Source organism: Vibrio hannami (assembly GCF_029589055.1).
GTDB classification, from domain to species: domain Bacteria; phylum Pseudomonadota; class Gammaproteobacteria; order Enterobacterales; family Vibrionaceae; genus Vibrio; species Vibrio hannami.
Window position 1 is genome coordinate 437,279 of sequence record NZ_JARQZP010000007.1, and the last position, 21,180, is coordinate 458,458.

General features: G+C 44.5%; 15 protein-coding genes and 3 pseudogenes. 9 read left to right on the forward strand and 9 right to left on the reverse strand.

Annotated elements, in window-relative coordinates; all coding sequences use genetic code 11:
- Window positions 1-30 precede the first annotated feature (30 nt).
- On the reverse strand, window positions 31-1,485 hold the full coding sequence (nagE, locus tag P7F88_RS16435) for an N-acetylglucosamine-specific PTS transporter subunit IIBC (protein ID WP_277826417.1): 1,455 nt from the start codon (window positions 1,483-1,485) through the stop codon (window positions 31-33).
- Window positions 1,486-1,651: 166 nt separating this feature from the next.
- Here nagE and P7F88_RS16440 point away from each other — a divergent pair, with 166 nt between their 5' ends.
- The gene (locus tag P7F88_RS16440) at window positions 1,652-2,533 is read left to right on the forward strand and encodes a LysR substrate-binding domain-containing protein (protein ID WP_277826418.1); all 882 of its coding nucleotides are present in this window, start codon (window positions 1,652-1,654) and stop codon (window positions 2,531-2,533) included.
- A 247-nt stretch (window positions 2,534-2,780) separates the two neighbouring features.
- On the opposite strand, the gene P7F88_RS16445 is transcribed toward P7F88_RS16440, so the two are convergent.
- From P7F88_RS16445 to P7F88_RS16455, 3 genes and pseudogenes are all read right to left on the reverse strand, one after another.
- Window positions 2,781-3,698: a YeiH family protein gene (locus P7F88_RS16445; protein ID WP_277826419.1), complete on the reverse strand. Its 918-nt coding sequence runs from the start codon at window positions 3,696-3,698 to the stop codon at window positions 2,781-2,783.
- 30 nt (window positions 3,699-3,728) lie between these two features.
- Window positions 3,729-5,596: pseudogene (locus P7F88_RS16450) on the reverse strand (MFS transporter).
- Window positions 5,593-6,195, reverse strand: coding sequence for a TetR/AcrR family transcriptional regulator (locus P7F88_RS16455; protein ID WP_277826420.1), 603 nt, complete (start codon window positions 6,193-6,195; stop codon window positions 5,593-5,595). The pseudogene P7F88_RS16450 and the gene P7F88_RS16455 overlap by 4 nt, the downstream one beginning before the upstream one ends.
- 250 nt (window positions 6,196-6,445) lie before the next feature.
- On the opposite strand from P7F88_RS16455, the gene P7F88_RS16460 reads away from it, so the two are divergent.
- A complete protein-coding gene (locus tag P7F88_RS16460) occupies window positions 6,446-7,324 on the forward strand; it encodes a Tim44 domain-containing protein (protein ID WP_277826421.1) in 879 nt (292 codons plus the stop codon).
- A 56-nt stretch (window positions 7,325-7,380) separates the two neighbouring features.
- Here P7F88_RS16460 and P7F88_RS16465 read toward each other — a convergent pair whose 3' ends face one another.
- The 3 genes from P7F88_RS16465 to P7F88_RS16475 form a co-directional block, all read right to left on the reverse strand.
- Window positions 7,381-7,731, reverse strand: coding sequence for a YfiM family lipoprotein (locus P7F88_RS16465; RefSeq protein ID WP_277826423.1), 351 nt, complete (start codon window positions 7,729-7,731; stop codon window positions 7,381-7,383).
- A gap of 125 nt (window positions 7,732-7,856) precedes the next feature.
- The gene (gene pta / locus P7F88_RS16470) at window positions 7,857-9,992 is read right to left on the reverse strand and encodes a phosphate acetyltransferase (RefSeq protein ID WP_277826425.1); all 2,136 of its coding nucleotides are present in this window, start codon (window positions 9,990-9,992) and stop codon (window positions 7,857-7,859) included.
- Window positions 9,993-10,098: 106 nt separating this feature from the next.
- Complete coding sequence (locus tag P7F88_RS16475; RefSeq protein WP_277826427.1) at window positions 10,099-11,295, reverse strand: acetate kinase; 1,197 nt, start codon at window positions 11,293-11,295, stop codon at window positions 10,099-10,101.
- Between the two features lie 332 nt (window positions 11,296-11,627).
- Here P7F88_RS16475 and yfbV point away from each other — a divergent pair, with 332 nt between their 5' ends.
- The 6 genes and pseudogenes from yfbV (at window position 11,628) to P7F88_RS16505 (ending at window position 18,666) form a co-directional block, all read left to right on the forward strand.
- The gene (yfbV, locus tag P7F88_RS16480) at window positions 11,628-12,080 is read left to right on the forward strand and encodes a terminus macrodomain insulation protein YfbV (RefSeq protein ID WP_277826429.1); all 453 of its coding nucleotides are present in this window, start codon (window positions 11,628-11,630) and stop codon (window positions 12,078-12,080) included.
- A 315-nt stretch (window positions 12,081-12,395) separates the two neighbouring features.
- The gene (locus P7F88_RS16485) at window positions 12,396-13,361 is read left to right on the forward strand and encodes an ABC transporter substrate-binding protein (RefSeq protein WP_277826431.1); all 966 of its coding nucleotides are present in this window, start codon (window positions 12,396-12,398) and stop codon (window positions 13,359-13,361) included.
- A gap of 84 nt (window positions 13,362-13,445) precedes the next feature.
- A pseudogene (locus P7F88_RS16490) lies at window positions 13,446-14,362 on the forward strand (ABC transporter permease).
- Window positions 14,359-15,153 carry an ABC transporter ATP-binding protein gene (locus P7F88_RS16495; protein WP_277826433.1) on the forward strand — a complete coding sequence of 265 codons (795 nt, stop codon included), beginning with the start codon at window positions 14,359-14,361 and terminating at the stop codon, window positions 15,151-15,153. Before P7F88_RS16490 ends, P7F88_RS16495 begins: the two are co-directional and overlap by 4 nt.
- A 141-nt stretch (window positions 15,154-15,294) precedes the next feature.
- Window positions 15,295-17,129 (forward strand): annotated as a pseudogene (gene malZ / locus P7F88_RS16500) (maltodextrin glucosidase).
- 22 nt (window positions 17,130-17,151) lie between these two features.
- Window positions 17,152-18,666 (forward strand): GGDEF domain-containing protein, encoded by a 1,515-nt coding sequence (locus tag P7F88_RS16505; RefSeq protein ID WP_277826435.1) that lies wholly within the window; start codon window positions 17,152-17,154, stop codon window positions 18,664-18,666.
- Here P7F88_RS16505 and dusC read toward each other — a convergent pair whose 3' ends face one another.
- Complete coding sequence (gene dusC, locus P7F88_RS16510; RefSeq protein ID WP_277829206.1) at window positions 18,667-19,617, reverse strand: tRNA dihydrouridine(16) synthase DusC; 951 nt, start codon at window positions 19,615-19,617, stop codon at window positions 18,667-18,669.
- A 142-nt stretch (window positions 19,618-19,759) separates the two neighbouring features.
- Here dusC and P7F88_RS16515 point away from each other — a divergent pair, with 142 nt between their 5' ends.
- Complete coding sequence (locus P7F88_RS16515; protein ID WP_277826437.1) at window positions 19,760-20,353, forward strand: SEC-C metal-binding domain-containing protein; 594 nt, start codon at window positions 19,760-19,762, stop codon at window positions 20,351-20,353.
- Window positions 20,354-20,604: 251 nt separating this feature from the next.
- Here the strand turns inward: P7F88_RS16515 and dsbB are convergent, their stop codons facing one another.
- Window positions 20,605-21,114 (reverse strand): disulfide bond formation protein DsbB, encoded by a 510-nt coding sequence (gene dsbB / locus P7F88_RS16520; protein WP_277826440.1) that lies wholly within the window; start codon window positions 21,112-21,114, stop codon window positions 20,605-20,607.
- Window positions 21,115-21,180 lie beyond the last annotated feature (66 nt).

Genomic DNA, 21,180 nt, shown 5'->3' on the forward strand with positions numbered 1-21,180 from the left:
GAGTCACCGCTTTCTTGTTTCTGGACCTATTTAAGCCAGTGCTCTCTTCATTTCTGCTGCAACCTTGTCGACCTTACCCAGACCAACAATAACCTGCAAGCCACCTTTACCAATAGGAACAACACCTGCTGCACCCAATGATTTTAGTTTGTCAGAATCTGCTAGCGCGGAATCTTTTACTGTCAAACGAAGGCGGGTAATGCAGTTGTCTACTTCCAGGATGTTTTCTGCCCCACCAATAGCAGCGATATATTCCTTAGTCAGAGCCGGAATGTTATCCGCTATTTCAGACGCTTCTGTGTTCTCATCACGACCTGGAGTTTTCAGGTTGAACTTAGTAATCGCGAAACGGAACACACTGTAGTAAAGAATAAAGAAAATAATGCCTTGTGGGATCAGCATGTACCAGTGAACCGCAAGTGGGTTCTGTGTGGAAAGTACAAAGTCAATCAAGCCCGCAGAGAAGCCGAATCCAGCAATCCACTCCATGTGAGCGGCAATATAAAGAGATATACCTGTCAGTACAGCATGAATAAAGTAAAGTACCGGAGCAACAAACATAAAGCTGAACTCTAGAGGTTCTGTGATACCGGTAAAGAAAGAGGCGAAAGCTCCCGCCAGCATGATAGAGAAAGTCGCAGTACGTGCCTTGCTGTTTGAGGTGTGGTAAATAGCCAGAGCCGCACCAGGTAGACCAAACATCATAATAGGAAAGAAACCGGCTTGATACATGCCTGTTTGGCCGATAACTGCTCTGCCTTCAGCAATAGACTGTGCGCCACCAAGGAAGTTCGGAATGTCATTAATGCCTACAACATCAAACCAGAAAACCGGATACAGAGCATGATGCATACCGATAGTTAGCATTAAACGGTTGAAGAAACCGAAGAGTCCTGCACCAACCGCTCCCATAGATTGTAGTTGAGTGCCGAATATTGTTAGCGAGTCGTAGACAACAGGCCATACGTACAGGAGGATAAAAGATAACCCCATACCTGCAATAGAAGTCAGAATCGGAACTAGACGCTTGCCGCTAAAAAATGCCAGAGCTTTAGGTAAGGTTACATCGCAAAAGCGGTTATAGATTTCTGCTGAAATGATACCAATAATGATGCCAACAAACTGATTACCAACTTTAGCAAACGCTGGAGAGACATCCGATGCAGGGATTTGTAGTAACTGAGCTGCAGATTCCGGGGTTAACAGAGTGGTGACTACCATAAAACAAACAAAGCCGGACAGAGCGGCAGAGCCATTTTTATCGTTACTTAACCCGAAAGAAACACCAACGGCAAATAATAAGGCCATATTATCGATAATGGCACTACCAGACTTTATAAGAAAGGCTGCAAACAGATTGTTTGCTCCCCAGCTTACCGGATCCATCCAATAACCAATCCCCATAAGGATTGCCGCTGCAGGAAGTGTTGCAACCGGAACCATAAGGGCTTTACCCACTTTTTGCATATAACCGAGTACATTCATTTGTACTATTCCTATCAATTTGTTTATTAATATAATTAATCTAAATAGTTAGGGAGATTGAATTAGCCCCCTAAAGTCGGTATTTAAAACTTATTTCTCATCGCGAACAAACTAAAATGTTGTTAGTATGAATTAAAGTTTTTAATGCGTATTAAAGGGTAGTCAAATGATGGATAATCCTTTGCTCCTAAGGAATTTGCACACGTTTACGATTGTTGCAAATAGCCTGAGTTTTACTCAGGCAGGGCATCAGTTACATATTACTCAGGGAGCAGTAAGCCACAGGATTAAGGTGCTCGAAAAGGAGTTGGGTTTTAGCCTATTTGTACGGGGAACCAGAAAGCTGGAACTGACACCTGAGGGAGAACGTTTTAACAAGACTCTTATAAAATCGCTGAATGCCATCTACTCAGATATCAATGATATAAACTCGACAGAAATGACGGGAGAGCTCTCAATTGCTGTCTCGCCAAACTTTGCTAATGGCTGGCTTTTTCCTCGACTTTCAGATTTCAAGCAGCGTTATCCAGGATTTAATTTGTGTCTTCAGATTCATGATCAACAGCGTGACCTGGTCGCTAATAATACTGATGTTGCTTTTTATTATGGAACCGGGCATCTGAACGATGTCTATTGCCAACCATTGCTGGAAGAGAGCTATGTGCCAGTCTGTACACCAGAGTACGCCAAGAATATGCGTATGTATGAAGACGGCAATGAAGCGCTCAGAAAGGTCAACTTTCTGAGAGTAAATGGTTCCAGAGCGTGGGAAAACTGGTTAAACCATATGGGCATCGATATTAACTCTCACCAACAGACCTACACGGTCAGTTCCCCGGGGATGGAAATTACAGCAGCAAGATACTCATCCGGGATTGCTATGGGGCGATACCTGGCGGTTAAACCAATGATTGAGAGTGGAGAGTTAGTAACACCTTACGCAGGCATGAAAACGAATCAGAAATACTGTGTGTTATGTTCTCTGGGCTCAGAAAGTCGTCCTAAGATCAAAACCTTTTTAAGCTGGGTAAACAGTCAGCTTAGTTAGGATTAATATAATTTAGTGCAAAACAGAATTTAAAAACCATATAACCCTGTATCATAATAAAACCTCATTTAGTTCATGCAGGAATATCGGATGGTCAGGGTTATACTCATCTTAGTGATAGCTATTCAACTTTTTATAGCGCTACAGTCTGAAGGCCTGATCCGAGCTTTATCTGAATTATCTGCTTTTCTTACCATTGTTATGCTGGCTTTAGGGATAAAGCAAAGCAGGCGTTCAGCATAGCCGCCTATACGTGCAGTAACCACAGCAGAGAAAGTGTTGAAATACTTACCCACAAACCCACGCCAAACAGCAATGGCTTTGCTCCCGCCGATTTTAGTTTCTCAACGGAAATACCGCAGCCAATAAAGAATAGGCAAAGTACCAGGGTTTGCTTGGATATGCGAAAGATGCCTTGATAGACAGCTTCAAACTGAGGTAAGTAATCACTTACTAAAATTGCGATACAATAAAACAGGATAAAGTACGGGATTGTGAGTTTGCTGTTCTTATTTCGGAACAGGAATGCGCTGAAAAAGGCGACTGGAATAATCCAGAGTGCGCGAGCTAGTTTCAGTGTTGTAGCCGTTTTTAACGCTTCTTCCCCGTATGCTGATGCAGCACCAACTACCGAAGAGGTATCATGAATGGCAATAGCAGCCCAGGTGCCAAGAGTGTGTTGATCCAGGCTCAGGGCATGGCCAATAACCGGAAACACAAACAGCGCTATAGAGTTAAGAACAAACACCGTCGCCAGCGCTAACCCTGTTTGTTCTTCATTCGCCTGAATGGATGGTGAAACTGCGGCGATAGCGCTTCCGCCACATATCGATGTACCTGCTGATATTAAATAGCCGGTTTTACGTTCTAAGCCGATTTGCTTTGCTACCAGAGTGCCAATTAATAGGGTACCGAAAATAGTCGCGACAATCAGCCCGATTCCCTGACCAGTCACGGTTAACGCTTCCTGAAAATGAATGCCAAAACCTAGCCCTACGATTGACCATGCCAGCAGCTTTTTGGTTAGTTTTGCTGTAGAAATTGATTCAGGGACTAACCCCAAGCTCGATAGCAAAAAACCAATAACCAATGCCGTGGGGGAAGTAACCCACGGCAAAAGGCAGAAAAGAACGGCACAATAAAAAATAACGGATTTTTTGTTCATAAGACAATTCAGAATCAATACAAGTACTAGCTAGCGATAATCGCCTCGCAATTCGGATACAACAGCCTTTAAATGATCGCAGTTAGCACTGCTTGCCGGAATAGGCTCTCCGGCTTCAACCTCGAGCTTGGCTCGGAATCGAGTTGGAAGGCCCTTACACGCTCTGCCTTTATGGCGGCTAAAGTAACTTCCCCATAAGCCCTTAAGAGCCATTGGGATAACCGGAACAGGAGATCGTTTAAGAATGATATCAACGCCACGCATAAATTCGTGGATATCACCATTGCTGGTAAGTCTTCCTTCAGGGAATATGCAGACAATGTGTCCTTCAGATAACGCTTCTTCTACCTCTGTAAAGGCTCTGCGAATCGAACGTCGTTTAGTGCCATCAATAGGATCACTCCCGCCCGATTGAGGAAACCTTTCAGGGGAGGAAAGTTGGCGTAATCTTCTTCCATCACGAATCGAATCAAACGAGGACAAACAGCGCTTAAAAGTAGGGCATCTACATAACTGACATGATTGCAGACAATCAACGCTCCGCCTTTCTCCGGAATATGCTGCAAATTAACATGCTTTACCCGATATAGGGAGTGGGTAAGAGTCCAAACCAAAAATCGTACGACATAGATTGGTGCTTGTACAAACAGATATAACGCCATACAAAGATTTAAAATGGCAAGAAACAGGAATAGGTGTGGTATTTCCAGTTCCAGAATACCGAGAAACACGATGCCTAAAACAGCACTGCCAACCATAAACAGTGAGTTGAAAATATTGTTAGCCGCAATAACCTGAGAGCACTGCTTTTGCTTAGCGCGGTGTTGCATGATGGTGTATAGGGGGACAATAAACAATCCACCGGATGCACCTAAAAGTGTTAGATAAGCGAACAGTGGCCAAAGGCCCTGATAACTCACAAACTCAGAAAAAACCTGAAAGTTAGGTAAGTCCTTTGGGATAGAGAAAGCAAACAAAGCGCCAAATATCGATATACCCAGGCTACCTAAAGGAACGATACCGATTTCAATTCGGCCACTAGATAACTTGTCACAGAGCAATGAGCCTGCAGCAATGCCGACTGAGAACAGAGCCAACAAAAAGGAAACGGCAGCTTCATTTCCGTTTAGGTGTATCTTGGTAAAGTTGGGAAACTGAGTAAGGTAAGCCGCACCGAGAAACCAGAACCAGCTAATCGAAATAATAGCCTGGAAGACAACAGGGTCGCATTTTCCGATAGCAATCGTTTTTCGGGTTTGAGTAAGGGGCTGCCAGCGAACTTTGGATTCGGGGGCTGCGGCTGGCGTTTTAGGAATGTAAGTACTGGTGACATATCCGGCAACAGCAAATGCCACGACCGAGATTGCAGCTACGAACTCTGCACCCTCTTGAGAGGCAATCACGCCGGCTCCGAGTGTGCCTATCAGAATTGCCAAAAAAGTCCCGGTTTCAACCAATGCGTTGCCAGTTATCAGCTCATTGCATTTCAAATGGTTTGGAAGAAGAGCATACTTTACCGGGCCGAAAAATGCTGATTGTGTTCCCATAAGAAACAGCAATAACAACAAAATGGCATAGCTATGGGTTATAAAGCATATTGCTCCCAATGCCATGATACCGATCTCAGCCAGCTTTACCTTCCTGATAAACCAGTCTTTATCGTACTTATCCGCTAACTCACCGGCTGTTGCCGAGAATAGGAAGAAGGGCAATATAAATAGTCCGGCAGCCAGATTAATAAACAGATTTGAAGATATCGGCAGTGCGCTGCTTCCTGCGAAGGCGACAAATATTAGAAAGACGTTCTTAAAGATATTGTCATTAAACGCTCCCAAAAACTGAGTAAGAAAATAGGGAAGGAAGCGCCTTTGCGTAAGTAGTGAACCTTTGGAGGTCATTGGGTATCCTTCTCGCGTCCTAGGTAATTATCTAACAGGTTGGCAATCAGTTTTTTACCATCGATTGGTTCGGAGGCAAAAAACTTGTCGTCGACGCTAAGTAAAGTAATACCATGAACACCAGCCCATAATACCCGACTGGCTTCGACTATTTCCGCATGTGATTTATTAGAAGATACCTGTTCAATTAGGTGTTCTAGCATACCAGTCATATTATCTATTTTTTCCGACTGCCATTCGGGTAATTGCTCTCCCTGCATTGTATGTTGAAAGATCAATTGCCACCTATATGGATGCTCTTTAGCAAAATCGTGATAGCAGTAAGCCAGTAAGTAGAGTGCTTCGTCTGGAGATACTGCATCCTTTACCGATTGGGCTGTGACTTCTTTTAGTTCATCTACGGTTTGAGCGACTACGTGTAAAAGAAGCAGGTTGTAGTTTCCAAAGATGTTTACAAGAGTGCTGGGAGCGTATCCGATCATCGTTGCGACTTTACGTAAACTAAGCTCATGGTGTGAGCTATTGATTAGGAACTCTTTTACTTTAGATAGGGTCAAATCGACCAGCTCTTCCCTGGTATGATCGTTTCTTCTTGCCATGATATTTATTTATTAAGAACAGTGTTCAATATTCTATGTGGCTCAATATTAACCGTCAAGAGACCGCTATCACCTCTTATACATAAGAGAGTATCTATGGTAGGGTAGTGGATGTGTTCCGTCATTGATAAAGCACTTATTAACATTCTGAAACAATGTAAATAAGAGGCCGAATTTATTTATGGAACGTATGACTATATAGTCAGATAAATCTAATAAGATAATTACTAGTCTAGTGTGAAGGAAGGTTATGAAACGTATTTTTGCGATGGTGGCATTACTCATGTTTACCATTACAACATCACCTATTGTTGAGGCGAAAAAGTTTGGCGGAGGTAAATCTTTTGGCAAGAGCTTTAAGACAGCGCCTGCACCAAAACAGACGACTCAGAACACCAACTCAATCAAAAAGGATCAAACCCAAAATGCAGGTGCTAAAAGAGGCCTGATGGGCGGCTTGCTTGGTGGTTTATTAGCTGGTGGCCTGCTTGCGGCATTCTTTGGTGGCGCTTTTGATGGTGTTCAGTTCCTGGATATCCTGATTATTGGTTTGATCGCATACTTCGCGTTTAAGTTTATGCGTGGCATGTTAGGGGCTAAGCAGGGAAGTATGAATCAGTCTCAGCATTCGTACTCAGGCATGAACCAGAACCCGTTTGAGCAAAAGCAACAGCAGCAATCGAACTTCCAGAGTTTTGAACAACCTCAGGGAGCGGCAGGCGGTTTTGGTAGCCATGGCCATAGTGATGTGCCACATAACTATCCGCCAGGATTTGATCAGGCTGCATTTATTAATGGTTCTCGTGAGCATTATCGTATTTTGCAGGGCGCCTGGAACCATAACGAACTTCACACCATTGAAGAGTACGTGGCACCAGCACTGTTTGAAGAGCTAAAAAGTGAACGAGCAAAGCTACAAGGTGAGCAGCATACCGATGTTATGTATGTCGACGCTGAAATTGTGAGAGCTGACTACGATTCACAAAAAGCGCAGCTAAGCCTTCAGTTTAGTGGTCGTTACCGTGATGCGGTTGAGGGCATTGAAGAAGATATCGAAGATATCTGGCACCTTGAACGAGATCTAACGGTACCAAACGCGCCATGGTTGATTGTTGGTATTCAAGGCTAAGTACAGAATAAAAGCAATATAGCCTTTGGTGTTGAACCAAAGGCTAGTTAGCATAGTTAGAAATCAAAGTTAATTGCCATTGATGCACCATCTAAACCTCTATTGGGTATGATGGCAATTTTTAGCCCTGTTACTTCACTTAACCCCACCCCTAACGCACACCCAGCCAGATCATAAGCGAAATCTTCAGCACTAGCCCCACCGTAATCTTTTTCGTCATACACTTCCTTAAATGCTCCTACAGCAGCACAAATTCCAAATGCTGTAGTCCATCGCTGAGTTACCGTGTTTGTTGCAAACCCAATTGCAGTGCTATACCCAAAATGTTTAATTTTATCTTCCTCGATTTCTGCCATAGAAAAGCAAGGTATAGCGGACAATAGTATTGCTGTAATAAGTTTCTTCATTTAATGGCCCATTGGGGAAAGTAATTGTGTTGCCGGCGGCAATGAGAGTGTTACTCCTTATACTCAAGCAAAAAAAATGCCAGGCGATGTGCCTGGCATAATATAGATTGTTAATCTTTCAAAGATTAAGCGTTATCAGCCTGAATAGCTGTTAGCGCGATTGTATATACGATGTCGTCTACTAGCGCACCACGAGACAGGTCGTTAACTGGCTTACGCATACCCTGAAGCATTGGGCCGATAGACACAAGGTCAGCAGAACGCTGTACCGCTTTGTAAGTTGTGTTACCAGTGTTCAGATCTGGGAATACGAATACCGTTGCTTTACCAGCTACAGGAGAGTTTGGTGCCTTAGAAGCAGCAACGTTTTCCATGATTGCAGCGTCGTACTGTAGAGGACCGTCGATTACAAGATCAGGACGCTTCTCTTTAGCAAGTTTCGTTGCTTCACGTACTTTATCTACGTCTGCACCCTTACCAGATTCACCAGTAGAGTATGAGATCATAGCAACGCGAGGGTCGATACCGAATGCAGCTGCAGATTCAGCAGACTGGATTGCGATCTCTGCAAGTTGTTCTGCTGTTGGATCTGGGTTGATCGCACAGTCACCGTATACCAGTACCTGATCAGGTAGAAGCATAAAGAATACAGAAGATACGATAGATGCATCTGGTGCAGTCTTGATGATCTGGAATGGAGGAACGATAGTGTTCGCTGTTGTGTGAACCGCACCTGATACCAGGCCGTCAACTTCATCATTCTCTAGCATCATTGTGCCAAGGAATACTGAGTCTTCTAGTTTCTCGCGAGCAACAACTTCAGTCATGCCTTTCTTAGCACGAAGTTCTACCAGGCGAGCAACGTAGTTTTCACGTACTGCATCAGAGTCGATGATTTCAACACCAGAACCCAGAGTTACGCCTTGCTGTTCTGCTACGCGTTTGATTTCATCTGGGTTGCCCAGAAGCACACAAGTCGCGATGCCGCGTTCAGCACAGATAGCCGCAGCTTTAACTGTACGTGGTTCGTCACCTTCAGGAAGTACGATACGCTTGCCTGCTTTACGAGCAAACTCAGTTAGCTGGTAACGGAATGCTGGTGGGCTTAGACGACGAACGCCTTGAGTGCCTTCAGTCAGAGAGTCAATCCAAGGACCATCGATATGGCCAGCAACGTGATCGTTAACGAATTCGATACGCTCTTTATCGTCTGCTGGTACTTCAAGGCTGAAGCTCTGTAGGTTTAGAGAAGTCTGCCAAGTGTTACCTTCAACCTGGAAGATTGGAAGACCAGTGTCAAATGCGCGCTGACATAGTTTCTGGATCTCTTCAGGAAGGTCGTAACCACCTGTAAGAAGTAGTGCACCAATCTCAACACCATTCATTGCAGCAAGTGCAGCAGCAACGATTACGTCAGGACGGTCTGCAGAAGTTACCAGCAGAGAACCAGGACGGAAATGTTCAACCATGTGTGGTACAGAGCGTGCACAGAAAGTGATGCTCTTAATACGACGCTTGTACATTTCACCTTCGCTGATGATGTTTGCACCAAGGTGCTTCGCCATATCGATAGCACGAGTAGCGATTAGATCAATACGCCATGGCACGCAACCTAGTACGCGGATTGGACTTGTATTGATGATTTCCATCGCTTTAACGTCAGCTTGTGTTGCTGCGTCTGCATCATCGAAGATCTCAGAAAGATCAGGACGAGTACGGCCAGCTTCATCTACAGGTGCGTTTAGCTTGTTGATGATTACGCCAGAGATGTTCTTGTTCTTAGCGCCACCGAAGTTTGATACAGCCAGTTCAATACGCTCACGAAGCTGAGACGCGTTGTATGTGCCTGGAGTTGCGACGAATACAATTTCAGCACCAAGAGTTTTAGCAACTTCCTGGTTTACCTGGTTTGCAAACGGGTGCTTACGAGTTGGTACAAGACCTTCGATTAGCGTTACGTCAGCATCATTTACCTGGTTGTAACGTTCAACGATTGACTCAAGCAGCACATCCATCTTCTCGTTACCGATAAGAGATTCAGCATCATGCATCGGCGTTGGAGCCGCTGTTTTCATGTCGCTGCTAGCTTCGATGATTGTAGAAGTCAGATCCGGTGTATTACCACCGTGACGTGGTTGTGCAATTGGTTTAAAGAATGAAACGCTAACACCTTTACGTTCCATAGCACGGATAACACCTAAACTAACACTGGTTAGACCAACACCAGCGCTGATAGGCACAAGCATAATAGTACGGGACATTTGTTGAGTACCTTTGGATATTAGATTCAGCTCTAATCACGTGAGGGCGAGTGACGAGCCCCAATACAAAACTGGCTAACTTTCGTTAGCCAGTTAATTTTTATTCTTACAGACCTGCTAGTTTTGCAGTGTCTTCAGCGATGACCAACTCTTCGTTAGTTGAGATAACCATTGCAGGGATGCGGCTTTCTTCAGTAGTGATCACACCTTCGCCGCCGAAGCGAGCTTTAAGGTTAGCTTCACCATCTACTTCGATACCGAATACGCCAAGACGGTTAAGAACCATCTCACGGATTGGGCCAGAGTTCTCACCGATACCACCAGTAAATACGATAGCGTCAAGGCGACCTTCAAGAGTTGCACTGTAACCAGCAACGTACTTAGCAAGACGGTGACAGAACACGTCCATTGCACGAGTTGCTTCTTCTTTTTCACCGTAGTTGTCTTCAACGAAACGACAATCAGAAGTCACCTGAGTTAGACCCTGAAGGCCAGACTCTTTAGTTAGCATTGTGTTGATTTTTTCAACAGAGTAACCAAGCGCGTCGTGTAGGTGGAAGATGATCGCAGGATCGATGTCACCACAACGAGTACCCATTACCAGGCCTTCTAGTGGAGTCAGACCCATAGAAGTATCTACTGATTTACCGTTCTTGATTGCACAAACTGATGCGCCGTTACCAAGGTGACAGTTGATGATGTTTAATTCTTCTGCTGGCTTACCTAGACGCTCAGCTGCTTCACGAGCGATAAATAGATGAGAAGTACCGTGCATGCCGTAACGACGGATACCGTGCTCTTTGTACAGATCGTATGGAAGTGCATATAGGAACGCTTCTTCAGGCATAGTCTGGTGGAATGCTGTGTCAAATACAGCAGACATTGGTAGACCAGGGAATGCTTTTTGTGCAGCCTTGATACCAACAATAGCAGCTGGGTTGTGAAGAGGAGCTAGAGTTGCACAGTCTTCAATACCTTTTAGTACTGCATCGTCAATCAGTACAGATTGTGTGAATTTTTCACCGCCGTGAACTACACGGTGGCCGATAGCTTTAAGCTGCTCAGAAAGCTCAGGCTTAGAAGCAAGAATAGTTTCTACGATAAAAGAAAGAGCTTCATCGTGTGCAGCGCCTTCACCAAGCTGTGCTTCGTGCTTACCGTCAAGTTTCCACTTGATGCGTGCTTCAGGAAGGTGCAGACACTCTGCAAGACCTGTTAGATGCTCGTCGCCATTTGTTGCGTCAACGATAGCGAACTTAAGCGAAGAACTACCGCAGTTTAAAACTAAAACTAGCTTAGACATGGTTAAATACCTGTTTGATCGTCTGTATAAGGGTGAAAATTAGTCAGTAGAATAGCCCAAACGGGGGAGCCCCAGGCTACTCTATGTCAATAATACTTCATTATCCTTAATGTTGAGAACTGTGAATGCCACTCGCATTCATGTTTGCAATCCTTGCATCAACCATCATAAATTTGCCAATATTGTAAGTTACAGCAACAATGATATTGTGGGCTCGCAAAGAATAACGATAATGAGCCATTATAACAAAAAAAATTTGAGAAATAATAACATTCATCAAATTTTTGCTGAGTTTTTTGAATGATTAAACTTTTTTTGAATGTGAGGTCGGAATGAATAACAAGACTGGTTTGGTCCATTATTTTAGAGATGGGCAAAAATATATGGATATCTGGCCCCAAAGAAAGGAACTCTCACCTATCTTTCCTGAAAACCGGATAATAAAAGCCACCCGCTTTGGTGTGAAAGTGATGCCAGCGGTCGCAGCTATTAGCATTCTTATCCAGATGTCATTCCAGAACTATCATGCTATGCCACAGGCAATTGTTGTTGCTCTGTTTGCTATAAGTCTTCCTTTGCAGGGGATGTGGTGGCTGGGTAACCGTTCTAACACAAAATTACCACCGGCTTTGGCAGGCTGGTATCACGAACTGCACCAAAAAATACTGGAAAGCGGCTACGCCCTCGAACCTGCGAAACCCCGACCAAGATATAAAGAGCTTGCGGTCATTCTTAATAGGGCATTCCGTCAGTTAGACAGGAACGCATTAGAGAGGTGGTTTTAGTTAGAGTCGTTACAGGTTACAGGTTACGGGTTATAAGGGCGTGAAGGTTTGACCTTTGCGCTTTTTTGTTTTAAGAACCTGCCGTCACCCGTCACCCGTCACCCGTCACCCGTCACCCGTCACCCGTCACCCGTCACCCTATATCCATCTATCCTACCCATCAAATTACAGAATAATATTTAAAACTATCTTCCATTCTTGAAAGATAATGGTAATAATGTTGACGCATGCGTAAAGAAATACGTACAAACTAAAAGATAATTATTTTGCAACACAATATTGAAACTAGAATAAATTGCTAATCAAGGAGTCAAGATGAAGGCAAGCAGAATTATTGCTACTGCTGCATTAGCAGGCGTAGCGCTTATGGCATCTACTGGGGTTATTGCAAAAACAGCTAAAGTGGCTGTATCTCAAATCGTTGAACACCCTGCACTGGACGCAACTCGCCAGGGCCTGTTAGATGGTTTGAAAGCAAAAGGGTATGAAGAAGGTAAGAACCTGGACTTCGATTTTAAAACTGCTCAGGGTAACCCTGCTATTGCAGTACAAATCGCTCGCCAGTATGTAGGTGAGCGTCCGGACGTATTGGTTGGTATCGCAACGCCAACAGCACAGGCGCTGGTTTCTGCTACTAAGGACATCCCAATTGTATTTACCGCCGTTACTGATCCTGTAGGTGCAAAACTTGTTTCTAACGCTGAAAAGCCAGGTAAGAACGTAACTGGTCTTTCTGACCTTTCTCCTATCGTCCAGCACGTTGACCTAATGAAAGAGATCATGCCAGAACTAAAAACTATTGGTGTGGTTTACAACCCGGGTGAAGCAAACTCAATGAGCCTGCTGTCTCTACTGAAAGAAGCAACTCAGGCAAAAGGCATTGAGCTTGTAGAATCTACAGCACTGAAAAGTGCAGACGTACAGAGCGCGACTCAGGCTATCTCTGCTAAGTCTGACATCATCTATGCGATGATCGATAACACAGTTGCGAGTGCAATCGAAGGTATGACTATCGCTGCAAATCAAGCGAAGACGCCAGTATTTGCTGCGACAACTACATATATCGATGCAGGTTCAATTGCGGCTCTTGGCTTTGATTACTACCAGATTGGTGTTCAAACTGCGGATTACGTAGCTGCTATTCTGGAAGGCCAGGCACCTGGTGATATCCCAGTAAAAGTTGCAAAAGGTTCTGACCTTATTATCAACAAAACTGCTGCAGACAAGTTAGGTATTGCAATTCCTAAGTCCGTTATGGACCGCGCAACAGAAGTAAAATAAGAAACATCTTCGGCTAACTATTTAGTTCGCCGGAATAAGCCGACCTTATTTTAAGGTCGGTTTTTAAGCAGAAGAGGAGTAAATATGTCTGCTTTCGCATTTTTTGGTGCTCTTGAGATAGGGTTAATTTATGGTCTGGTTGCACTTGGTGTATACCTGACTTTCCGAGTGTTGGACTTTCCGGATCTGACGGTAGATGGCAGTTTCCCAATGGGAGCCGCCGTTGCCGCAACAGCGATTGTCGCTGGAATCGACCCTGGGTTGCTACAGTTATGGCGATTATTGCTGCTGCAGCTACCGGTTGGGTAACAGCATTTCTTGCTGTGAAGTGCGGTATCCTGCATCTATTGGCCTCTATCTTAACCATGATCGCGGCTTTCTCTATCAATATCCGAATCATGGGACGACCAAACATTGCGTTGTTGGGTTCAGATACCATCCTAACGCCATTTGAAGCAATGGGTGACTCTATGTATGTTCGCCCGCTGGTGGTAGGCATATTGGTTCTTGTTTCTGCGTGGTTTGTTGTCCGTCTCCTTAATAGTGATTTTGGTCTTGGCTTACGTGCTACAGGTGTTAATGCCCGTATGGTAAAAGCACAAGGTGCAAACACGGGCTTTTACACGTATTTCGCGCTGGCACTTTCTAACGGTTTTGTCGGTTTCGCAGGTGCTCTATTTGCACAGACGAACAGTTTCGCAGATGTAACTTCTGGTACAGGTACCATTGTTGTCGGCCTGGCTGCGGTAATTCTTGGTCAGACGCTTATCCCGGGAAGAAAGATTTGGGTTGCAGTAACTGCGGTTATTGTGGGCTCGGTTCTGTATCGTCTTGCCGTCGCGTTTGCACTAAGCACAGGTATGTTCGGCCTTCAGGCTTCGGATCTAAACCTTGTAACGGCAGTACTGGTTGCGGTGGCTCTTATTGCGCCAAAATTAAAAGGAAATATGCAGGCCAAAAAAGGCGGTAAAGCGGCTCAGAAGTCAGGAGAAGTAGCATGATTTATTTAGAAGACATTCAGGTTACTTTCAACCCTGGCACTATTCTAGAAAACCGAGCACTTAGAGGTGTCAACCTTGAAGTTCCTGAGCATCAGTTTCTAACGGTAATTGGTTCAAACGGTGCTGGTAAGTCGACGTTGCTCGGTGCGGTTACCGGCGAAACACCAATGGTAGGTGGTCACGTTCGTATCGATGATATGGACGTAACAAAAATGCCTGTACATCAACGCGCTGCACAGTGTGCACGAGTATTCCAGGATCCTTTGGCTGGTACATGTGGCGATCTTACGATTGAAGAGAATATGGCTCTGGCATATCGCCGTGGTCATAAACGTGGCTGGCATCATTCTCTTTCGTCCAAGCGCCGAAAGATCTTCCAGGAGCGCATTAGCATTCTTGGCCTAGGCCTTGAAGACCGCCTTGGAGATAATATTGGCCTGCTTTCAGGTGGTCAGCGTCAGGCAGTTAGCCTAGTAATGGCAACACTTTCAGATAGTAAGCTTTTATTATTGGATGAGCATACAGCGGCACTTGACCCACGTATGGCTGCGTTTGTTATTGACCTAACCAAAACCATCGTCAAAGAATTTAATCTAACGGTAATGATGGTAACTCACTCGATGAAAGATGCGCTTGCGGTGGGTGACCGTACCGTGATGCTTCATCAGGGCGAAATTGTACTGGATGTAGAGGGCGAGCAGCGTGCAAATATGGGAGTTCCTGATCTGCTTGAGATGTTCTCTAAAGTGCGTGGTGAAGAGCTGGCAGATGATAGTTTGCTTTTAGGTTAATTAACTGACATTTAAATCAAAATCTACGCCCCAAAGCTCATACTACCAACTGTGATCCCTCCTGAATTTCAGGGGGATTTTTATTTGTGCAATGTGGCCTAAAATTAAGCTGATTCTTTTTTATGCCAACAGGAGCGGCCAATGTCCCTACCATTTGCTTTTCATTCTCAGACCAATGATGGTTTGAAATTCGATGGTGAATTTTTTGAAGTGGTGTTGAAGACCGAAGCTAATTCTTACTCTAAAGTCCAACTTCGCTCGGAACCAGATAACGAAGAGTACATGACTGACATGAACTATGTTGGTATGGAGGGGCGTCTTAAGGTCTGGAAAGCCCGATTCAGAAAAATCAAGACAGAGATGTTACCCATTACCTGTTTAAGCTGGTAGAGGAGTCAGAACAGTACTGGCTGGATGCGCGAGGTGTTCAGAAACGGATGCCTGGTAGAGAATTCCATTTTAAGGTGAATACGGTGAATGAGCCGCCAGAATGGGTCTCTGAGCAAGTCTTCTATCAGATCTTCCCTGAGCGTTTCTGTAATGGAAATCCGGCCATTTCTCCTAAAACAGAGACCATTAAAGTTGGTGAACGTGAGTATGAGAAGGTATCAAAGCAATGGGGAGAGTTACCGGGAAGCTACGACGGTTCCGCCAGCCGTGAGTTTTTCGGTGGTGATTTGGCAGGTATCCGTAGCAAGCTGGATTACCTTCAGGAGCTAGGGGTAACGGCACTTTACCTAAACCCAATATTTGCTTCTCACACCAATCACAAATACGACACAAATGATTACTACAAGGTTGATTCGGGTTTTGGTACTAATGAGGAGTTCGCTGAGTTAAGTAAAGAGATTCATCAACGCGATATGCGCGTTATTCTGGACGCTGTTGTCAACCATACCTCGGTAAGCAACGAGTGGTTTGATATCAACGATACTAACGGTAAGGGAGCTTATCATCACCCCGACTCGGAATATCGTGATTACTACCTGTTCGATGGCGAATCAAGTAACTATTCCGGTTGGAAGGGGATCGACTCGTTACCAGTGCTGAACTTCAACAATTCACAGCTAAAAAACAAAATCTATCAGGATGATGATTCTGTTATCCGTCATTGGCTTAAAGCCCCGTATCACATTGATGGTTGGCGTTTTGATGTGATACATATGCTTGGCGAAGGAGAGGGTGCTGTCAACAATGCCCACTATGTCTCGGAGTTCAGGAAAGCCGTGAAGCAGGAAAACCCCATTGCTTATGTTCTTGGCGAGCACTTTTTTGAGGCGACGCAATGGCTTCAGGGTGATCAGGAAGATGGCGCAATGAACTATTATGGCTTTGCTCATCCGGTAAGGGCGTTTCTTGCTGAGTGTGATATTGCCTATGACCCGATCTCATTGTCGATTCCGGAACTTAGTAACTGGTTGCTTGAAAGCAAGGCAAAACTGCCCTGGAAGAACCAATTGTCACAGCTTAACCAACTCGACAGCCATGATACTTCTCGTTTCCTTACATTGTTAGATGGCGATGAAAAGAAAATGAAGCTAGCTGCCAGTCTTCTATTTACTTATGTTGGCACACCATGTCTCTACTATGGTACCGAAGTAGGACTAGAAGGCGGAGGCGATCCAGACTGTCGTCGTTGTTTTCCATGGGAACGAGTCGAAAGCAGTGATTGGCTTTCGTTCTTTAAACAGTTAATAAGCATAAGGACAACTTGCCCTGAGCTTCAACGTGGTGCTTTTATGTTGTTAGACGCCACAGAAGAGTATATGGCTTTCGCTAGGGTGTTGGGCGATGAAAAAACGATAGTGGTGTTTGGGTTAAAAAGTCGTGAAGTTGAGATTCCTCTCTGGAAACTTGGTATGGAGCAAGGGCAAATAGGCTCACTGATTGACGATGAACGCTATTCTTTCAATAATGGTGAACTAATACTGCAACTCGATCCTCTGCAAGCTCGCATCTTGAAGGTTACATCTTAATAACCAAAATCGCAGGCCAGCTTTGTATCGTATTCGCGCATCACACTTAGGTACAAGGCTTGGCTTATTTGAAAAACGTACAATCAATAAAAGATGGTTTGTAACAGTGCCGGTGGTTTTTGCATTGGCCTTTGTGTTGCTACTGGTCCATAACTACATAGAACGGACTCAGTTAGAGATTCAAAGTGAGTTCGAGCAGCTCGAGTCGTCTTTAGCACGTTCTGTAAAAATAGTTTCATCCCTCGATTACAATATATCCAGCCAGTTATTTCATCAGGCGGAGCCAGAAGAAACCGGTGTATTACATCATCAAGTAGAGATGGATGACGGAGTATGCAGAGCCTGGCCTGTTATGGAGGAGAAAAAGCGAGGGGATAGTTCTTCCTTTGTTCTATCTGTGGATTTAGATTATATGGTTTTGGGCTCTCAGAGCCTTTGTCAGACAGGGTCACCACTTTTTCGTATAGCAAAGCAGAGAGTGTCTATAGCTCCTGTCATCTCTTTTTTGCATGACCTAGATACTCATATCGATGCTGTTCATTATGTGTCTGCTAGCAAATACACCATCACATCGCCAGAAGCGTTGGCTAAGAAAATTGATAAGCTGACCATCTTAAGCGTTACGGATTTACCTTTTTGGAGTAAGACGGCGAACAATGCCGATAAGATTACGGTGTTAGGGCCATACCATTGGGACTTTATGCCCGGGAGCTATATTTCGCTATCCAGCCCTATCGCCTCAGATGATACCTATTATGGGGCTGTCGTTGTCGAAGTCAGTATAGAGAAACTACTACGTACTAGTTCCTGGCGAAGCCATCAGTATCGAATCATAAACTTAAGCACTACACCGCTGCCTAAGAATGCTCAGCATGTTCATAAGATCAATGCCAGTGGGGTGAATTTTTCTCACGCATTTTATTATGATTTTGATTTAAAGCGGGAGGTATACCGCGGATTTATTGATCTCCAGGAAAGCTTACTAACGGTCTTAACACTGTTAGTTATCGCCATTATTGCGATGTTTTATTTTCAATCACGCATCGAAAACCGCTACTTTAAAGAGCTAGCAGAAAAAGACCCTATGACTGGTTTATGGAACCGTCGGGGGTTAGAGGTGCATTGTGAGCTGCCAACAAGACATAAATACATTGCTGTCGGGGTATATGATATTGATGATTTCAAAAAAATAAATGATACCTATGGGCATGATAAAGGTGATGAAGTGCTTTGTTATGTGGCTGACCGGATTAAGGAAAGTGTTCGCGAGTCGGATATTGTTGCCCGGTTTGGTGGCGAAGAGTTTGTCGTTTATTTAAGAGGCGACGACAGTGCAGCGATGACGGATGTACTAAAGCGCGTCAGGTTAATTGTCACTGAGAATGCCTCGCAAGCCCTGTCGAATGGCTTTACTATTTCGGGTGGTATCTCAGTATCACTAGCCAAAGACAGGGTCTCGTTTTCAAAGCAGTTTAAAGAAGCCGATGAGAGGCTCTATATTGCCAAAACGTCCGGCAAAAACCAGGTAGTTGTATAGCTATTTAGCGCAGGCTGCCTTATATTCTTCGATATGTTCGACGATTGGGGCAGCTTTTTTGAATTTACGTATGGCTCTAAACAGTTCGTCTGCGCCGGTATACTCTTTTCGTAAGTAAACTAACCACTGTTTTACTCGATTGGGGTAATAAAGGCCTTTATCACCTTCCATTTCAAGCTCTGAGTAACGTAAAAGTAGATCGACAACATCATTCCAGGGCATACGTTGGTGGTTGTATTTCACCATATTACCCAGGTTTGGAATGTTAAAGGCACCACGGCATACCATTAGCGAGTCGATACCTGTAGTTTCAATGCAGTTCTGACCATCCTGATAACCCCAGATCTCTCCGTTAGCGATAATTGGTATCGAGGTTCTTTCTTTAATCTTGCCGATATATTCCCATTTTATTTCTTCAGCTTTATAGCCTCCGAATTTGGTTCTGGCATGAATAGTAATTTCATCGGCACCGGCTTTTTCTATAGCATCGACAATCTCAAAGCATTCGTCTGGGCTTTCCCAGCCAAGTCTGATTTTTGCTGAAACAGGTACAGAGTTATCAACCGCTTTTCGGCAAGATGCAACAACCTGATGGATAAGTTCAGGGTGCTGAAGCAGAGCGGCTCCGCCTTTGTTGCGGTTAACGGTTTTGGCTGGACAGCCGAAGTTAAGGTCAATACCTGCAGCGCCCAGTGACTCGGCTCTTACGGCATTTTCAGCCATCCAATCGGGATCCTGACCTAAAAGCTGTAGATATACTGGAGTCCCAGAGCGAGTTTTTGAACCCTGCTTTAGTTCAGGGCACAGCTTGAAGAAGGATTTCTCGGGCAGAAGTTGGTCAACTACGCGGACAAACTCGGTGACGCACTGATCGTAGTCGTTTATCTCTGTTAAGAGTTCACGCATTAAATGATCCAGAACGCCCTCCATTGGGCCTAATATTACTCGCATTGACTTACTCACACCGTTTTATCTTACTCGGAGCATCCGAGATTGGGAGGCGAGATTGTATTGTGTGATTGCTTAAAAGTCACTGTAAAATAGCAGGGTCATGTCGGTATAATGCCGATAAATTGTTTAAGAGAGATTCCTGATGGAACTGATTGTATTACCGGAAGAGTGGCAGGGTGAGTCTGCGCTGTTTCTTGAGGGTGCTGTATTAGCGTCAAATTTTGCTGTAAAGCCGTTGGAACCTGAATCATGGGTTGAGCTGATCGGGTTGGATTCGCAGGAAGCTCAAGCGATGCTGGTTCCGCATATTAATAAGCAGCACAACCTGCTCCAGAGAGCTGAATACGCTTCAGTGACCGAACTCCCCGCTGAAGATTTGGCAGATTTCGCAGAGGGCTTTATGACAGTGTGGCCTGTCGTGGAGCAGCAATATCAGGATGCTGAGTTAGGAGATGGTGCGTTAAGGATGCTGCAGGGGCTTTTAACGGCTCTGATGCTGGCTGTTGATGAGGAGCAAACGCGAGAACAGATGTCTCTGGCCGGAATCGATAATCCGCCGTATCTTGAAGATTTGAAACCGCAGCTTGATGTGATGATCAACGAAGTGGCTCATGCTGCCGACGAGTTAATGGTTGGTGCAAAAGCCCAGGCTCTTAATCCGTTCAAAGACGTTGGTAGAAATGATGCCTGTCCATGTGGGAGCGGGAAGAAGTTTAAGCAGTGTTGTGGGAAGTAACATTGCCGATAATCAAATACCTGATTCTAATGTCCCTCGTTCCCACGCTCTGCGTGGTAATGTATACAGTAGTTGAAGGAATCTAAATAAGCTACTAAAAACAAAGTAAATAAGTTCAGTAAAAGTTTATACTCCAATTGACAAAGTTGAATCTGATAGGTATTCCCACGCAGAGCGTGGGAACGAGATTGACAGCATGCTCATGTAGGGAAGCAAGTATATTTGATATTGCTATCCACTGACAAATTGCCTTATTTACCTTTAGCAAACTGAGATAGGGCAATCACACCAATTGCTAGTAAGTTACCAGCAAAGATTACAACCAGCCACTGAGGCATAGAAAGTGTCAGGAATTCCCAGGCGATTTCACTACAGTCACCCGGCGCTTCGAAGAATTGAGGGAACCAGACGTTCAGTGGAGCCCAGGAAGGCAGGGTTAGAGCTTCACAAGTTGCAAAGATAGATGTCTGATAATGAACATGCTCCAGAGACAGCATCAGCCCCTTATATGAACATCCTGCCCATCCAACTAAACCAATCCATCTTAAAATTGTTGAGTTAGGGTTAATGGCTCCAACGATAGCAAAAGCGCCAATGCCCAGCATAGCAATGCGCTCATAAACACACATTACACAGGGTGCCAGATTCATCACATGCTGGAAAACTACGGCACAACCAGTAAAAAATACTACAAATAGTAGTAAAAGTGCCCAAGAGAGACGTGATTGGGAAAAGGCTTTGATAGAAGAGAAAATGTTCACTGCAATTCGTCCTGAATAAAAAAAGCTCTGAATACTCAGAGCTTTTTATACATATATCGTTCAATA

Excerpts from the sequence above, each read along its gene's own strand:
- nagE (WP_277826417.1), bottom strand. The coding sequence starts at position 1,485 with ATGAATGTACTCGGTTATATGCAAAAAGTGGGTAAAGCCCTTATGGTT.
- P7F88_RS16440 (WP_277826418.1), top strand. The coding sequence starts at position 1,652 with ATGATGGATAATCCTTTGCTCCTAAGGAATTTGCACACGTTTACGATT.
- P7F88_RS16445 (WP_277826419.1), bottom strand. The coding sequence starts at position 3,698 with ATGAACAAAAAATCCGTTATTTTTTATTGTGCCGTTCTTTTCTGCCTT.
- P7F88_RS16455 (WP_277826420.1), bottom strand. The coding sequence starts at position 6,195 with ATGGCAAGAAGAAACGATCATACCAGGGAAGAGCTGGTCGATTTGACC.
- P7F88_RS16460 (WP_277826421.1), top strand. The coding sequence starts at position 6,446 with ATGAAACGTATTTTTGCGATGGTGGCATTACTCATGTTTACCATTACA.
- P7F88_RS16465 (WP_277826423.1), bottom strand. The coding sequence starts at position 7,731 with ATGAAGAAACTTATTACAGCAATACTATTGTCCGCTATACCTTGCTTT.
- pta (WP_277826425.1), bottom strand. The coding sequence starts at position 9,992 with ATGTCCCGTACTATTATGCTTGTGCCTATCAGCGCTGGTGTTGGTCTA.
- P7F88_RS16475 (WP_277826427.1), bottom strand. The coding sequence starts at position 11,295 with ATGTCTAAGCTAGTTTTAGTTTTAAACTGCGGTAGTTCTTCGCTTAAG.
- yfbV (WP_277826429.1), top strand. The coding sequence starts at position 11,628 with ATGAATAACAAGACTGGTTTGGTCCATTATTTTAGAGATGGGCAAAAA.
- P7F88_RS16485 (WP_277826431.1), top strand. The coding sequence starts at position 12,396 with ATGAAGGCAAGCAGAATTATTGCTACTGCTGCATTAGCAGGCGTAGCG.
- P7F88_RS16495 (WP_277826433.1), top strand. The coding sequence starts at position 14,359 with ATGATTTATTTAGAAGACATTCAGGTTACTTTCAACCCTGGCACTATT.
- dusC (WP_277829206.1), bottom strand. The coding sequence starts at position 19,617 with ATGCGAGTAATATTAGGCCCAATGGAGGGCGTTCTGGATCATTTAATG.
- P7F88_RS16515 (WP_277826437.1), top strand. The coding sequence starts at position 19,760 with ATGGAACTGATTGTATTACCGGAAGAGTGGCAGGGTGAGTCTGCGCTG.